General features: G+C 70.8%; 11 protein-coding genes and 1 tRNA gene. 7 read left to right on the top strand and 5 right to left on the bottom strand.

Annotated elements, in window-relative coordinates:
• Positions 1–213: 213 nt before the first annotated feature.
• Entirely contained in the window at positions 214–1,731 is a 1,518-nt protein-coding gene (locus tag ACIBTS_RS31865; RefSeq protein WP_399323947.1) for an MFS transporter, read from the top strand.
• A gap of 193 nt (positions 1,732–1,924) precedes the next feature.
• On the opposite strand, the gene ACIBTS_RS31860 is transcribed toward ACIBTS_RS31865, so the two are convergent.
• From ACIBTS_RS31860 to ACIBTS_RS31845, 4 genes are all read right to left on the bottom strand, one after another.
• Positions 1,925–2,809, bottom strand: coding sequence for a cellulose-binding protein (locus ACIBTS_RS31860; RefSeq protein ID WP_399323944.1), 885 nt, complete (start codon positions 2,807–2,809; stop codon positions 1,925–1,927).
• Positions 2,810–3,039: 230 nt separating this feature from the next.
• Positions 3,040–3,654 carry a dihydrofolate reductase family protein gene (locus ACIBTS_RS31855; protein WP_399323942.1) on the bottom strand — a complete coding sequence of 205 codons (615 nt, stop codon included), beginning with the start codon at positions 3,652–3,654 and terminating at the stop codon, positions 3,040–3,042.
• Between the two features lie 50 nt (positions 3,655–3,704).
• Positions 3,705–6,473, bottom strand: coding sequence for an SUKH-4 family immunity protein (locus tag ACIBTS_RS31850; protein WP_399323941.1), 2,769 nt, complete (start codon positions 6,471–6,473; stop codon positions 3,705–3,707).
• 8 nt (positions 6,474–6,481) lie between these two features.
• Positions 6,482–7,498, bottom strand: coding sequence for an SMI1/KNR4 family protein (locus ACIBTS_RS31845; RefSeq protein WP_079665017.1), 1,017 nt, complete (start codon positions 7,496–7,498; stop codon positions 6,482–6,484).
• A 299-nt stretch (positions 7,499–7,797) separates the two neighbouring features.
• Between ACIBTS_RS31845 and ACIBTS_RS31840 the strand changes: the two genes are divergently transcribed.
• Positions 7,798–8,448 carry a YwqJ-related putative deaminase gene (locus ACIBTS_RS31840; RefSeq protein ID WP_399323938.1) on the top strand — a complete coding sequence of 217 codons (651 nt, stop codon included), beginning with the start codon at positions 7,798–7,800 and terminating at the stop codon, positions 8,446–8,448.
• A 148-nt stretch (positions 8,449–8,596) separates the two neighbouring features.
• Positions 8,597–9,091 carry an SUKH-3 domain-containing protein gene (locus ACIBTS_RS31835; RefSeq protein ID WP_399323937.1) on the top strand — a complete coding sequence of 165 codons (495 nt, stop codon included), beginning with the start codon at positions 8,597–8,599 and terminating at the stop codon, positions 9,089–9,091.
• Between the two features lie 51 nt (positions 9,092–9,142).
• Here the strand turns inward: ACIBTS_RS31835 and ACIBTS_RS31830 are convergent, their stop codons facing one another.
• Positions 9,143–10,435, bottom strand: coding sequence for a sensor histidine kinase (locus ACIBTS_RS31830; RefSeq protein ID WP_399323936.1), 1,293 nt, complete (start codon positions 10,433–10,435; stop codon positions 9,143–9,145).
• A 166-nt stretch (positions 10,436–10,601) separates the two neighbouring features.
• Here ACIBTS_RS31830 and ACIBTS_RS31825 point away from each other — a divergent pair, with 166 nt between their 5' ends.
• The 4 genes from ACIBTS_RS31825 (at position 10,602) to ACIBTS_RS31810 (ending at position 14,217) form a co-directional block, all read left to right on the top strand.
• Positions 10,602–11,447 (top strand): hypothetical protein, encoded by an 846-nt coding sequence (locus ACIBTS_RS31825; protein ID WP_399323935.1) that lies wholly within the window; start codon positions 10,602–10,604, stop codon positions 11,445–11,447.
• Positions 11,448–11,474: 27 nt separating this feature from the next.
• Positions 11,475–11,547 (top strand) — tRNA-Gln (locus tag ACIBTS_RS31820).
• A gap of 112 nt (positions 11,548–11,659) precedes the next feature.
• The gene (gene glmU, locus ACIBTS_RS31815) at positions 11,660–13,108 is read left to right on the top strand and encodes a bifunctional UDP-N-acetylglucosamine diphosphorylase/glucosamine-1-phosphate N-acetyltransferase GlmU (RefSeq protein WP_399323933.1); all 1,449 of its coding nucleotides are present in this window, start codon (positions 11,660–11,662) and stop codon (positions 13,106–13,108) included.
• Positions 13,109–13,242: 134 nt separating this feature from the next.
• Complete coding sequence (locus tag ACIBTS_RS31810; protein ID WP_399323931.1) at positions 13,243–14,217, top strand: ribose-phosphate diphosphokinase; 975 nt, start codon at positions 13,243–13,245, stop codon at positions 14,215–14,217.
• Positions 14,218–14,249: the final 32 nt, after the last annotated feature.

The following is a 14,249-nucleotide window of genomic DNA, read 5'->3' as shown; positions in this document are numbered from 1 at the left end:
AGGAACCCCTAGGGGCCGTCCACCGCCGGGTGGAGTGCCTCTCGGGGTCCCGTCCACCCTCCGGCCCAGTCAGGCTCCACCCTCACGTGACGTGAAGGTCAAGGCGACGATCGGGCCTCCCCCTGGCAGAGGCCAAGTGGGAAGCTGACTTCCGGCAGTTGGATGCAAGGGGCACGGAACGCGGGGACGCGGACGACAAGGGGAGGGCATCCGGTGGGGGACACACGACCCGCGCTGCGCAAGGCCGCGCAGCGGACCGCACCACACCGGCGGGGAGCGGTCGTCGCCGCGCTCATGCTCTCCATGGCGCTGGCCGCCCTGGACTCCACCGTCGTCTCCACGGCCGTCCCGCAGATCGTCGGCGATCTCGGCGGGTTCTCCGTCTTCTCCTGGCTGTTCTCCGGCTATCTGCTCGCCGTGACGGTCACCCTGCCGGTCTACGGCAAGCTCTCCGACACCTTCGGCCGCAAGCCGGTCCTGGTCGTCGGGGCCGCACTGTTCCTGCTCGGCTCACTGCTGTGCGCGCTCGCCTGGAACATGGGGGCACTGATCGCGTTCCGCATCGTGCAGGGCCTGGGCGGCGGGGCGTTGCAGGGCACGGTGCAGACGCTCGCCGCCGACCTGTACCCCCTGGAGGAGCGGCCGAAGATCCAGTCGAAGCTGTCCACGGTGTGGGCGGTCTCGGCGGTCGCCGGCCCCGGCATCGGCGGGGTCCTCGCGGCCTACGCGGACTGGCGCTGGATCTTCCTGGTCAACCTGCCCATCGGGGCGGTGGCGTTGTGGCTGATCGTGCGTCATCTGCACGAGCCGGAACGCACGTCGGCCACGCGTGACGCAGGCGCGCGTGTCGACTGGGCAGGCGCGCTCGCGGTGTTCGCGTGCGGCGGCGTGCTGCTGACCGCGCTGGTGCAGGGCGGAGTGGCCTGGCCGTGGCTGTCGGGGCCCTCGCTCGCCCTGTTCGCCGCCGGACTCGCGCTCGCCGGCCTCGTCGTCGTCATCGAACGCCGGGCCGCGGAGCCGATCATCCCCGGCTGGGTATGGCGCCGCAGGACGATCGCGGCGGTCAACCTCGCGCTGGGCGCGCTGGGCCTGCTGATGGTGGCCCCGACGGTGTTCCTGCCGACGTACGCCCAGTCGGTCCTGGGCCTGGGACCGGCGACGGCCGGGTTCGTCCTGTCCGTCTGGACGCTGAGCTGGCCGCTGTCCGCCGCCCTCAGCCAGCACGTCTACCGGCGCATCGGCTTCCGCGACACCGCGCTGCTCGGCATCGGCATCGCGACGCTGATCCTGCTCGCGTTCCCGTTCCTGCCCTACCCCGGTGCGGCCTGGCAGCCGACCCTGCTGATGCTGCTGCTCGGCGCGGCGCTCGGTCTCTTCCAACTCCCGCTCATCGTCGGCGTGCAGTCGACGGTGGGATGGTCGCAGCGCGGGACGACGACCGCGTCCGTGCTGTTCTGCCGGCAGACCGGCCAGACGATCGGCGCGTCGGTGTTCGGCGCGGTCGCCAACGGGGTACTGGCCGCGCGGCTGGGCGGCGCCGGCGATCTGGACTCCGTCACCCGCGCGCTGGACGCCGCCGGTTCGGCGCCCGAGACCGTCCGGCACGCCGTCGCGAGCGCCGTGCACGCCGTCTATCTCGGCGCGTCGTGCGCCGCCGCACTCGCCTTCCTGATCCTGCTGTGCGTGGCACCGCGCCGCTTCCCTGTACTGGAGGAGCAGGACGTCCGGTGAGACCACAAGGGGCCACAAGGGGCCGCAAGGGGCCACAAGGGGCCACAAGGGGCCACAAGGGGCCATAAGGGGCCACAAGGGGCCACAAGGGCAGGGTTAACGCGGGTAACGCCGCAGGTCGGTGGGGGATCACGCCCCGACCTGACCTACCCCACCAGAAGACCCGTCCGAGCCGCCTTGGGCGGGCGGCCGGCTAGTCCACCGCGCGGCCGGTGAGGGCGGTGAGGCTGTTGCGGACGTGGTCCATGTGGGCCTGGACGTCGTCCCAGCGCTCACCGTGCTCGCGCAGCACCCGCTCGGTCTCCCCCGCGGTGCGCTCCTCCCGGGCACGCGCCTCGGCGAGGATCTCGGCGGCACGCGCGTGTGCCTCCTCCTGAAGCCGCCGGGCCGACTCCTCGGCCTCGGCGAACGCCTGCTTCGCCTCGGACAGCGCCGCCTCGGCACCGGTCACCGCCCGGGCGTGCAGCGCGTCGAGGGCCGCGGCCCGCTCGGCCGCCTCGCGCTCCGCCGCCGTCCACTTCTCCGCGTGCTCCTTGTCCTGCTCGGCGAGCATCCCGGCGGTGCGCTGCCGCACCTCGCGCAGCGCGCCCAGCGCCTCACCGCGGTACTCCTTCACCTCGCGCCGGGCGCCGATCCGGACCTCGTCGGCCTCGGCGCGCGCCGCGAGCAGCCGCTGACGGGCGCGTTCCTCGGCCTCCGCGCGGAGCGCGTCCGCCTCCTCCTGCGCCGCCCGGCGCACATCGAGAGCGCGCGCCTCGGCATCCGCGACCTCCTCGCACGCTTCACGCCGCGCGTTGTCGCGAACGTCCGCGGCCTCCTCCAGCGCGAGCTGGAGAATGCTCTGCGCGCGCTCCCCGAGGGAGTCGTACGTCTGCGGCGCGAGCCGGGTCACGACCTCGCGCAACCCTTCGGCCTCCTCCTCCATCTGCCGGGCGAGCACCGTGAGCCGGGCCGCCCGCTCCCACGCGGCGTCCCGGTCGGCGCAGAGCGCGACGGTGAACGCCTCGACCTGTTCGGGCCGGTAACCGCGCCCGCGAACGGTCACGAACCCCGGCACCGACCCCGATGCGCTGCTCATCCTGGAACCCCTCGCCACCCGACGGACACGACATGATGAAGATGATGATGTCGCGCATATCTTGATGGATCGGGTGTAAGTGTTCATAACGCGACACTCCACGCACACGTCACGGTCAGCAATGAACACAAAGAGGTCGAGAACAGCAGGCGCCGTGCACGACAGCAGGCGCCGTGCACGCGCCAAAGGCCGTGCACACAGCAGGAGCCGAGCACACGGTGACTGAGCCGTCAGAGAACGTCGTACGTCAGATGCGTCACGGTCGAGGTCGAGGTCACGCTCCGCTGCACCAGCGTGCGCGGCGCTCCGCCGGTGAACAGTGGCGTCCCGGAGCCCAGCACGACGGGCGCGAGGTGCACCGTCAGCACGTCGACCAACCCGGCGTCGAACGCCGAGCGGATCGTGGCGCCGCCGCCCATCAGGACGACGTCGAGATCCTTGCCGACGGCCGACGACGCCGCCTCGGCACGCTCACGCGCGGCGGCCACGGCATCGGCCAGACCGGTCGTGACGAACGTCCAGTCGAGGCCGGTGAGCCGCACCGCCTTGGGCGGCGAGCTCGTGACGACGACGAACGCGGGCTTGCCGACCTCACCGGCGCCGTAGCCGGTCGTGTCGTCCCAGCCCTGCGGCCCGTCGACCACGTCGAAGAGCCGACGGCCCAGGACGACGGCGCCCGAGCGGGCGGTCCCCTCACGCAGATACCGGCGGTCGTCGGGATCGTCGGAGAACGCCCAGGTGTGCAGGGCCTCGCCACCGACCCCCAGACCGTTGTCCGGGCCGGGGCCGGGCCCGGTGACGAAGCCGTCGAGGGAAACCGAGATGTCAGCGATGATGCGAGTCATACCAGGGCAGACCCGATCCACCACCCGAACTCATCGCTGACGCTCTCGCCTCACAGCAGGCCGTCCCACATCTGCTCCAGCAGCACCGACCACCAGCTCTCCGGCGAACCGAGCGCCGCCGGGTCCAGCGAGGCCAGCTGGGCCTGGAAGTCGACGGTCCAGCGGCCCGCCTGCTCCTGGTTCAGACCGAACCGCAGCCGCCACATCCGCCCCAGCAGCGCCAGACAGCGCGCGAACTCCGGCAGCCCGGTGTTCACGAACTGCGGCGGCACGGGCACACCGCCCGGCCCCGCCTCCACCGGCACCGCGACGATGTTCGCCGTCCCGTACTGCACACAGATCGCCTTGCCGAAGTCACTGCCCATGACGAGGTACGAACCCGCGTCCGACGCCGACTGCACACCCCGCTCCGCCGCCAGCTCCGCCAGCGTCGGCACCGGCCGGCCCGGCTGGGCCTGCGCCCAGAAGAACGGCCCCATGTCCCCCGGCAGACCCGCCACCACCAGCGTGTGCGCCACGACCGGCGGCACACCCTGCCGGGACACCGCGGCCTGCTCGAACCGGAACACCGACGGCCCGAACACCGCCGCCAGCTCCTGCCCGATCGCCTCCGGCGGAACCGGCGGCGCCGGCGGCACCGCGGGCAACGGCGCACGAACGGGCGCCGGACGGGCAGGCCCGTCCGCCACCTGATGCAACTCGCCCTGATGCGCCAGTAGTTGCTGCATCCCCTGCTGCCGGCTCGCGTGATCCGTGCCGTACGGCGCGATGCTCGTGATCCGCGCCTGCGGCCACTGCTCCCGGATCATCCGCGCACAGTACGCACCCGGCAGCTCGCACGACTCCAACTCCGTGTGCAGCTCCAGCACCTGGTCCGGCGGCACGTTCATCGCCCGCAGCTCGTGGAAGATCTGCCACTCCGGGTGCGGCGTCCCCGGCGCCGAACGCCGGATCAGCTGCTGCTCCGACCCGTCGTGCGCGCGATAACGCAGCACGGCCTGATAGCCGGGACCGACCGTGGGCAACCCCTGCTGCTGCGGATACCCGTAGCCAGGCGCCTGCCCCGGCAGCGGCCCACCACCTGGCACGGGCCCACCCGGCGGAGGCATCGCGCCGGGCGGCATGTGCCCGCCGGGAGCCATGCCGGGGGCACCCGGGAATCCTGGTGCGCCAGGGGCCCCCGGTGCCCCCGGTGCGCCGGGGCCGCCCTGCGGGGGCCCGGCCAGCATGGTCTGTGCGTGATGAACGGCGCCCTGCGCGCCGCCCACGAAGCCATGAGCGCCGGGAGCCATGCCGGGGGCGCCCGGGGCGCCGGGAGCACCCGGGGCCTGCGGCGCACCGTGGGTGCCCGGAGCGGCCGGCGCACCCGGCATACCCGGGGCACCCGGAACACCAGGAGCCCCGGGGGCACCAGGAGCACCCGGAGGGCCAGGCGGCTGAGGCGGCTGAGGCGCGCCCTGCGCCCCGGGCGGCCCCATCCGACCGGGGTCGGCGAGCATCGTCGCGGCGTGGTGGACGCCACCGGGGGGCGTACCGCCGGGCGGATTCGGCCCGGCGGCGGGCGCGTTCGGCGCACCGGGAGGCTGCGGTGCGTTGCCCGCGCCCCCTGCACCAGGCCCTGCCGGTCCCGCCGGTCCCGCCGGTCCGTCGGGGCCCAGGGCCGACACCATCTGCGTGGGCACGTACCCGCCCGCCGGGGTGCCGGGCGCGCCCGGCCCGGACGGGGGAGCCGGAGGCGTGTTGCCCGGCCGCGCACCCGGCGTTCCCGGCGCACCCGGAGGAGGAGGCGGCGCCGCTCCTGTCCCACGGTTACGACGCGGAGGCGGCGCCGCCTTGCTGGTCGCGGCGTCGGCGATGTCACCGGCGTTCGGCGCGAGCGGCCGCGCAGGCGCAGCGGGACCGCCCTGAGCCGACGGAGCACCGGTGCCCTGCGGATAGCCGTACGACGACGCACCCGGCGACGCACCCGGCGACGGAGGCGCACCCTGCGCCCCATGCGCACCCTGCGAGGCAGGCGCGCCCGGGTCGTCGAGCGCCGGTGCGACCGCTGTGGGCGGCAGTTGACTGCCGCCCGACATCAGGGCCGTCTTGGCGTCCGGCGCGGCCGTCGGCGGCGCCGGCTCCTCGTCGGAACCGCTCAACGGCGGCGCGAACACGGTCGCGGGCAGCGGTACGGAACGGTCGTCACCGGCGTCGGCGTTGGTGTCCGTCCCCGCCCACGGCGTCGCCCCGGCGGGAGCGACGGGAGCGGCGGGCGCCGCCGGAGCAGAAGCCGGGACACCAGCCTGCGTCTGCGGAAGCGAGGGATCGCCGCCCGCGGGCACACCACCGGGCACACCACCGGGCGCCCCCTCAGGCACACCACCGGAACCGGAACCGACCCCGGACCCAGCCACCGAACCAGCCCTCGAACCGGCCCCGGAACCGGCTTCCCGCTGGTCCGCGATCCCCAGCTTGTCCGCCGCCTCCTGCAACCACTCCGGCGGCGACAACAAGAACGACGTCTGATTCAGGTCCACCCGCGCCGCAGGCGCCGGCACCGCGTCGGCGGGCTCCGGCGGACGGCCGTACTCCTCCTCGTACCGGCGGATCACCTCGCCCACCGCAAGTGCGGGCCACAACGTGGCCTCCCCGCTGTCCCGGGCGATCACCAGCCGCTGCGCACCCTCGTCCGAACGCGGGCCCTCCGCACGGTCCTCGGCCCACACCACGAACCCGAGTTCGAACTCCCGCACCCGCACCTCACGATGCTGGTACGCCGGCACATCCCCGTTGATCCACTCTTCGGCGCGCTCCTGCGCCTGCGCGAACGTCACCATCGCTCAGCTCACTCCCCCACCGAAGACACAGAAGACGCAGAAGACGCCGCGGCCGCCGGCACCGCCCGCGCGAAACCGCCGTCCACCATCAGATTCGCCACCGTCTCCAACTCCGGCGGATTACCGGCCAGACGCGACAGGAAGACGTCGAAGTCCTCACCGCACGGCAGCAACAACCGCTCCATCCGCTCCGCCGGCGACCACCCCGGATCCACGTCCCGGACATCGTCGTACGCGCAGAACCACACCGAACCCGCCCGCTCGCCCCGCACCTTCACGGCCAGCAGACCGCCCTGCACGAAACCGACGCCCAGATAGTCCTTCGTCAGATGATCACGCAAACACTTGTTCACATACACCAGGTCGTTGACGGCCGCCTCGTCCCGCACCGTGAAGAACGGCTGGTCCACCAGCAACCCCAGCTCCGCGTCCAACGCCGCACCCACCGGCGCACAACCACCCGCCGCCTTCACGAACGACCGGTACGCCCCCGGCAACCGATACCCCAGGTCCTCCTCGACCCCCTGCACCTGCTGCTCCGTCACCGCCACACCCGACTTCGGCAGCCCGAAATGCGCCGGACGCGTCTCCTGCAACGGCCGCGTCCCCCGCTTCGACTGATCCACCGCAGCCGTCGACACACCACCGTGATGCCGCAGCAAGGCCTTCACCTCGACCGGAACCAACTCCAGCCGCCGCGACCCCACCACGTGATGCCACGTCCAGCCATGCGGAGTCGCCACCGCCGACACCGTGTCCCACAGCTCATGCCCCGACGCCGCCAACGCCGCGTTCGCCGACACATAGTCCGTCAACCGCAGCTCGTCCACGCCGAAACCCTCCGGCGGATCCGCGATCTCCGCGACCGCCCGCGCATACGGCGAGAAATCCGGGTAGCCCCGCTCGTCCACCCGCACGCCCCTCGGGTGCCGTGCCGCCCGGACCGGATCCGGGAAATGCACGACCTGCCCGGCATAGGCCGCGTTCGGCGGCGCGGCTTGCTGCCCGAGCCGACCTGTCGTCATGGCGGTTGCCCCCTGCGGCACTCTGTACGGACCGCAGCGGCCGGTTCCGCTTCCGGTCCCGAACCACCACACCCCGTATCGACTGTCTTCAACAATCTCCAACGCGCGTCAACCGCGCGCATCGCGGTGCCGACAGCCTATGCCGTACGACGACACCGGTCACCGGGCCTCCGCTTCCGTGACCAGCCGTCACCCCGCCGTGACAGCCAGCCCAAACCCGGGCGTGTCGCACCGCCCCAGCTTCCGCACCCGCCACGCCATTTGGCACCCTGTGACGTCCGGGGGGATGCACGGAGGGGATGACGATCATGAACACGACACAGACGGGGCCACACACCGGCAGGACCGACAACCTGCACCACGGCAACACGGCCGACCAGAACACCGGCCGAACCGGCGCCCCGCACACCGGCCCCACAGGCCACACCGGCCCGCACACCGGACCGCACACCGGACCGCACACCGGCCCCGGCGGCGACCCCCGCATCGGCTGGTCCGCCACCGAAACCCCCCACGCCCCCACCCTCCGCCACCGCCGCGACGGCATACTCCCCACCATCGCCGCCGCCCTCTCCGTCCGCGGCACCGCCACCCTCACCGGCACCGCCGCCCGCGGCGACCAACCCCCACCCCTGCACCCCCTCGTCCAGGACTTCCTCGACACCCTCACCAGCGCCCAACGCGACCGCTTCACCGGCCGCTGCGCCGAAGCACTCCTCATCTCCCGCCACATCGCCGCCGCCGACGCCGCCCGCAGCAAACGCGCCGCCCGCAGACCCATGACCAACGGCGAAGCCCGCAAGACCCTCAAACAAGCCAAACTCACCACCCGCCGCATCCGCGAGGACGGCGACCCCCTCCACGGCAGCTTCGCCACCCCCTGCCGCGCCTGCACCGCCCTCAGCGCCCACTTCGGCGTCCGCATCGTCGCCCCCACCACCGACGACTGAACCGACCAGCCCAGGCAACCCAGCACCCCTCCCCACCCCAGCCCACCCCACCCCAGCCTCAGCACCCAAGCACCCCAGCGGCCCCCCGCGCTCCGCTCCACGGCCTCACCCCGGGCCGCGCACCACCAGCACGACGAACGAAGGGCAGATGCACCCCGACCGCACCTCCTCCACCCGCTTCCCCGTCCCCGTCGACGCCGCCCTGCGCGCCGCCGGCTGGCAACCCGGACGCTGGGACATCAAACAAGCCGAGATCTGGGCCGACACCCTCCGCGACCACACCTCACCCGCCGGCCACCGCCACGCCGTCTTCCCCGCCGCCGTAGAAGCCTGGGCCGAATTCGGCGGGCTCACCATCACCCCCACCGGCCCCGGCCGCCAGATCGCCCCCACCACACTCCACCTCGACCCCCTCCACGGCCTCCACCTCGCCCGCACCCTCGCCGACCTCGGCCGCGCCCTCGACACCGACGTCGCCCCCCTCGGCACCGAAACCGACACCCACTCCCTCCTCGCCATCGACGCCGCAGGCCGCGTCTACGCCCTCGACCACACCGGCGACTGGTACCTCGGCCCCGACATCGACCAAGCCCTCGGAGCCCTCACCGCCGGCATCGAGCCCATCCGCCTCACCGCCGACTGACCCCCACAACCCCCGCACGCACCACCGCAGCCAGGACCACCCCGGACCGGGCTACCCGGCCGGAATCACCGCCGACACCCGAAAACCCCCCGCCTCCGTCGGCCCCGACACAAACACCCCACCCAACGCCACCACCCGCTCCTTCATCCCCACCAACCCATTACCCCCCGACGGCAACCCCGCCGACGACGCCGCCCCCACCTCCGCCGGCGGACCGTTCTCCACCTGCATCGCGATCTCCGCCACCCGATGCGCCAACCGCACATGCGCCTTCGCACCCGCCGCATGCTTGTGAACGTTCGTCAACGCCTCCTGCACCACCCGATACGCCGTCTGCTCCACCTCCGGCGCATACGACCGCACCTCCCCCTCCACCGACAACTCCACCACCATCCCCGCAGCCGCCGACTGCCCCACCAACTCCTCCAACAACTCCAGACAAGGCCCCTCCCCCTCCTCCACCACAGTCCTGCTCACTTCCACCGCCACCAACGACACGGACGCCGACGCCGACCGCTCCCGCGCACCACCACTGCGCAACACCCCGAGCATCTCCCGCAACTCCGTCAACGCCTGCCGCCCCATGTCACCCACCAGGGCCGCATTCCGCACCGCCTTCTCCGGATCCTTCCGCGCAACAGCCTGCAACGCCGCGGCATGCACCACCATCAGGCTCACCCGATGCGCGACCACGTCATGCATCTCCCGCGCGATCCGCGTCCGCTCCTCACCACGCGCCCACTCCGCCCGCTCCTCCGCCCGCTCCGCGAGCAACTGCAACTCCCGCTCCAGACTGTCCGCCCGCTCCCGCAAGCTCTCCATCAACCGCCGCCGAGCCCCCACATACATCCCGAGCAGCAGCGGCGGCGCGGTCAGCCCGAGCGACGTCGTGATCGCGGCGAACGGAACAAACCAGTCCCCCAGCGTCAAAGACCCCCGCGCCATGCTCTGCCGCACCTGCACGAACGTCACGATCAACGTGCCCACCAACTGCATCCCCGCCAACGAGGCGATGATCCGCCGAGGCAACTCCGACGCGGCAAGCGTGTACAACCCCACAATCCCCATCAGGAAACCCATCTGGGCCGGCGTGATCGCGATCGCCACCAACACCACAGCGATGGGCCACTTCCGCCGCACCACCAACACCGACCCGGCGAGCAACCCGAAAACCACCCCCACCGCCACCGGGACCCCCGCATCCCGCGCGAACGGAACCCCCTCCACCACACACTCCACGGCGGACACGAGCCCCAGGCTCCAGTCGAACGCCGCGCTACGCCATCTGGTCCACCACCACGGCCCTCCCAGGGCCGCCGTGTCCTCATCCCCCGTCGTGGTCATGCCTCCAGCCTACGGGCGCACCCCCGGGCTTTTCCGGCGACTTTCCCCGACCGGCCCCCACCACACCCCATAACCGAACGGCATCGAAACCCACCGGTATCCCTCGAACTGCTGAACCAGCCCCGTTCGACCTCGGAATCAGCCATTCCGCCCGGACGGTATGCGTATGACACATGCAGCTGGCAAGTACGCGGATTTCGAGGGGCTGCGGGAGCGGGCGGTCGCCTTGCGGCGGGCGGGCTACAGCCTTCGGCAGATCCGCGACGAACTACAGGTCCACAACAAGGAGACGTTGCAGCGTCTGGTCGAGGGCGAGCCGCCTCCGAAGTGGACGAAGCGACCACGAGCGAAGGACGACCTCCGAGAACGGGCCCGGGAGCTGCGACAACAGGGCTGGACCTACAACCGGATCCCGGCGGAACTGGGATGTTCGAAGAGCTGGGTGTCACTCTGGGTGCGGGATCTGCCCTCGCCGGAGCGACCACGGCCTGATACAGCTCCAGCACGGCGTGGCGCGCAGCGTGCGGTCGAGAACCGCACCGCCGCGCGAGCAGAGCTACAGGGCAGGGCGTACGCCGAGATCGGGCTGGTCTCAGACCGCGAACTGTTCCTGATCGGCGTCGGGCTCTACTGGTCCGAGGGTTCGAAAGCAAAGCCCGGATCCAACCGGCGGGTCATCTTCGTGAACAGTGACGCCAACATGATCAAGCTCTTCCTCGCCTGGCTCGACCTGCTCGGCGTGGAACCGGATCACCGCCGCTTCTCCGTGAACATCCACGAGTCGGCGGACGTGGCGACAGCCGAGGCTTACTGGGCAGACCAAGTAGGCATCCAGACTGACGACCTCCTGAAGACAAGCCTCAAGAGGCACAACCCCAAGACCAACCGAACCAACGTCGGCGAGGGATACCACGGATGCCTTCGAGTGGCCGTACTCAAGAGCGCCGACCTACACCGTCGCATCGAGGGCTGGTGGTACGGCATAGTAGGAGGCGCCACTCGGCGGACCTGACCAATTGTCCGGTTTCGTCGATTTCAGTCCCCCGTGGTGTAATCGGCAAGCACTGTGGCTTTTGGTGCCATCTGTCCGGGTTCGAGTCCTGGCGGGGGAGCTTGGTTCGGGTCCTGACCTAGCAAGGTCAGGGCCCGCTCTCATGTCCCCCCGGAAACGCCCCGGTATCCTTCGGATGTCCCACCCCACTCCACAGCCGAAGGGCAACTTCCGTGAGCGCCATTCGCCCGGCAGCCGTCGTCGTACTCGCAGCGGGTGAGGGCACCCGTATGAAGTCGGCCATACCGAAGGTTCTCCACGAGATCTGCGGCCGCAGCCTCGTGGGCCATGTGCTGGCCGCCGCCCGCGAACTGGACCCCGAGAACCTGGTCGTCGTCGTGGGGCACGCCCGCGAGAAGGTCACCGCGCACCTCGCCGAGGTCGACGCCGCCGTACGCACCGCCGTGCAGGAGGAGCAGAACGGCACCGGGCACGCCGTCCGGATGGGTCTTGAGCAGCTCGGTGGGAGCGTGGACGGGACGGTCGTGGTCGTCTGCGGTGACACCCCGCTGCTGACCGGCGCGACCCTCGCCCGGCTCGCCGCGACGCATCACGCGGACGGCAACGCGGTCACCGTGCTGACCGCGGAGGTGCCGGACGCGACCGGGTACGGGCGGATCGTGCGGGACGACGCCTCGGGTGCCGTCACCGCGATCGTCGAGCACAAGGACGCGTCCGCGGCCGTACTGGCGATCCGCGAGATCAACTCCGGGGTGTTCGCGTTCGACGGGGCGCTGCTCGCGGACGCGTTGAAGAAGGTGCGGACGGACAACAGTCAGGGTGAGGAGTACCTGACCGACGTTCTCGGGATACTGCGCGAGGCCGGTCACCGGGTCGGTGCGTCCGTCGCGGCTGATCATCGTGAGATCGCCGGTATCAACAACCGGGTGCAGCTGAGTGAGGCGCGTCGGATTCTGAACGAGCGGCTGTTGACCGCCGCCATGCTGTCCGGCGTCACGGTGATCGATCCGGCGACGACCTGGGTCGATGTGACGGTGACGTTCGAGCAGGATGCCGTCGTCCATCCGGGTACGCAGCTGCACGGGTCCACGCACATCGGTGAGGGTGCGGAGGTCGGCCCCAACAGCCGGCTGAGGAACACGGTCGTCGGTGCGGGAGCCCGCGTCGACAACACCGTTTCCGACAGTTCGCGTATCGGTCCGAACGCGAGTGTCGGGCCGTTTGCCTATCTGCGTCCCGGTACCCGTCTCGCGGCGAAGGGCAAGATCGGCACGTTCGTGGAGACGAAGAACGCCTCCATCGGTGAGGGAACGAAGATCCCGCATCTGTCCTATGTCGGTGACGCGACGATCGGTGAGTACAGCAACATCGGTGCGGCGAGTGTGTTCGTGAACTACGACGGGGAGAGCAAGCATCACACCACCGTCGGCTCGCACTGCAAGACGGGTTCGGACAACATGTTTGTGGCTCCTGTCACGGTCGGGGATGGTGCGTACACCGCCGCCGGGTCCGTGATCACGAAGGATGTGCCGCCCGGTTCGCTGGCCGTGGCCCGTGGTCAGCAGCGGAATATCGAGGGTTGGGTGGCTCGTAAGCGTCCGGGCAGCGCGGCGGCGAAGGCTGCGGAGGCGGCCTCTCGCCAGGAGACAAGCGAAAGCTGACCGGAAACAGGTGCGTCGAACACGGCGTACCGTGATAAGTGCACATCCGCACCCCACCAGCTGAGACGGCCTCGTCGCGCCCAGTGGCGTGGTCTCTCGACATCCAGCTGAGACACCTCTGAGGAGACAGTGCTGTGACCGGGATCAAGACGACCGGCGAGAAGAAGATGATGTTCTTCTCCGGCCGCGCCCACCCCGAGCTTGCCGAGGAGGTCGCCCACCAGCTGGGTGTCGGGGTCGTCCCGACGAAGGCCTTCGACTTCGCCAATGGTGAGATCTACGTCCGTTACCAGGAGTCGGCGCGCGGTGCGGACTGCTTCGTGATCCAGAGCCACACGGCTCCGATCAACCAGTGGATCATGGAGCAGTTGATCATGATCGATGCGTTGAAGCGGGCTTCGGCGCGTTCGATCACGGTGATCGTGCCGTTCTACGGTTATGCGCGGCAGGACAAGAAGCACCGTGGTCGTGAGCCGATCTCGGCGCGGCTGATCGCGGACCTGATGAAGACGGCGGGTGCGGACCGGATCCTGACGGTGGATCTGCACACGGACCAGATCCAGGGTTTCTTCGACGGCCCGGTGGATCATCTCTTCGCGCTTCCCCTGCTCGCGGACTACGTGGGCGGCAAGGTGGACCGCTCGAAGCTGACCGTGGTGTCGCCGGACGCGGGTCGTGTGCGGGTGGCCGACCGTTGGTGCGACCGTCTGGGCGCGCCGCTGGCCATCGTGCACAAGCGGCGTGACAAGGACGTGGCGAACCAGGTGACCGTCCACGAGGTGGTGGGTGAGGTCAAGGGGCGGGTGTGTGTCCTGGTCGACGACATGATCGACACGGGTGGCACGATCTGTGCGGCGGCCGACGCGTTGTTCGCGCACGGTGCGGAGGACGTCATCGTGACGGCGACGCACGGTGTGCTGTCGGGTCCGGCGGCCGACCGGCTGAAGAATTCGAAGGTGAGCGAGTTCGTCTTCACGAACACGCTGCCGACGCCGGGTGAGCTGGCTGTGGACAAGATCACGGTGTTGTCGATCGCGCCGACGATCGCGAACGCGGTGCGTGAGGTGTTCGAGGACGGTTCGGTGACGAGCCTGTTCGACGAGCAGTAGGTCGGCCGGCCGCTGCGGCTGATCGATTTTTC

The sequence above is a fragment of the Streptomyces sp. NPDC050121 genome, from assembly GCF_044460385.1.
Taxonomy (GTDB): domain Bacteria; phylum Actinomycetota; class Actinomycetes; order Streptomycetales; family Streptomycetaceae; genus Streptomyces; species Streptomyces soliscabiei.
This window is presented reverse-complemented; position numbering and strand designations above follow the sequence as displayed.